The organism is Streptomyces sp. NRRL F-5755 (assembly GCF_001279365.1).
Classification (GTDB): domain Bacteria; phylum Actinomycetota; class Actinomycetes; order Streptomycetales; family Streptomycetaceae; genus Streptomyces; species Streptomyces rimosus.
The window spans coordinates 1-1,312 of record NZ_LGCW01000155.1 but is presented as its reverse complement, the minus strand read 5'-3'; the positions used below and the strand labels follow the sequence as shown (position 1 = coordinate 1,312).

The following is a 1,312-nucleotide window of genomic DNA, read 5'->3' as shown; positions in this document are numbered from 1 at the left end:
CGCGGGTTGTAGGCCGGGCGCTCGGGGTCGCGCTGCTGGGTGACGTCGCGGATCGCCTGCGAGCCGTCGGGACGACGGTTGGTGCCGGTGGAGGGCGCGGCGTTGGTGGGGCGGTTGGGGTTGGAGGGGGTGCTGCCGCGTGGAGGTGTGGTGGTCGGGCCGGTGGTGGCGCCTTGCGGGGGCATGGTCGGGGCGCCCATGGCTGGGCCTGCGGACTGAGGGGTGTTCTGTTGCGGCTGCTGCGGTGTGGTGGGGGTGCCGGCGTTGGGGTCCGCGCTGTGCTGGGTGGGCGGGGGCGCGGTCATGGTGGCGGCCGACTGGGTGGATACGGAGGTGTCGCTCTCGTCCACCGTCGGCATGGGGTCGCCCGGGGCCGGGTCGCGCTGCTGGATCGGCTGGCCCGAGGACGGCGAATGCTGAACGGGTGCGCCCTGCGGGGGCACGCCCACGTGCGGAACGGACGGGCGGCCACCGCCGCCACCGCTGCTGGGGCTGTCGGAGCTGCCGCTGTTGTTGGTGCCGTCGCTGGTGTTGCTGGGCGGATTGCCTGCCACGGGGTCCACGGACGGCGAGTGCTGCTGGGGAGCGGCGGAAGCGTCGGGGGACGGGCCGGGAGCGGGCTGGGTGCTGACGTTGTCCGACGTGGGGCGGGCCGAGTCCGGGGTGGTGTCGGGCGCCGGCTGCGTACTGATCGGCTCGGGGCTGGGGCCGGGCGTCGGGTGGGTGCTGGCTGTCTCGGGAGCGGGGCGCGCGTGATCCGGGGTCGTGTCCGGCGTGGGCTGGGTGGTGATGTTGTTCGGGTTGTGGTCCTGGTTCGGGCGTGCCGAGTCGGGGGTGGTGTCCGGTGCCGGCTGGGTGGTGATGTTGTCCGGTGTGGTGTGGTGGTCGGCGGGCGGGGTGGTGTGGGAGCCGGACGTTCCGGTGTCGGGGGTGTGGGGTCCGGCGTCGGTGCCGCTGTAGGGGTTGTGGTCGGTGCCGCCCTGGAATCCGGCGTCGAAGGGGGAGCGCTGGTTTGGGGGCGGCAGGGGCTCCGCGCGGGGGGCGTCGCGGTGGCCGTCCGGGCTCGGGGTGGAGTGGGCGGAGGCGGCGGATGACGTGGGGCCGGAGCCGGTGTCCGTACCGCCGTCCGGACGCGTGCCGGTGCCGGTGTCGCCCGCGCGGGGGGTGTGGGAGGAGCCGCCACCAGCGCCCGCGCCCGTACCCGTGTGAGAGCCGGAGCCGCTGCCGGCACCAGCCCCAGAACCCGAGCCGGTCCCGCTCCCGCCGCTGCCGGAGCCGCCCGCGTCGGATCCGCCGCCGGAGTGCGCGCCGC

General features: G+C 76.0%; 1 protein-coding gene. It reads right to left on the bottom strand.

Annotated elements, in window-relative coordinates:
- Nucleotides 1-1,312: hypothetical protein (locus tag ADK86_RS43160; protein ID WP_420718855.1), on the bottom strand; the 1,312-nt coding region annotated here is incomplete at both ends.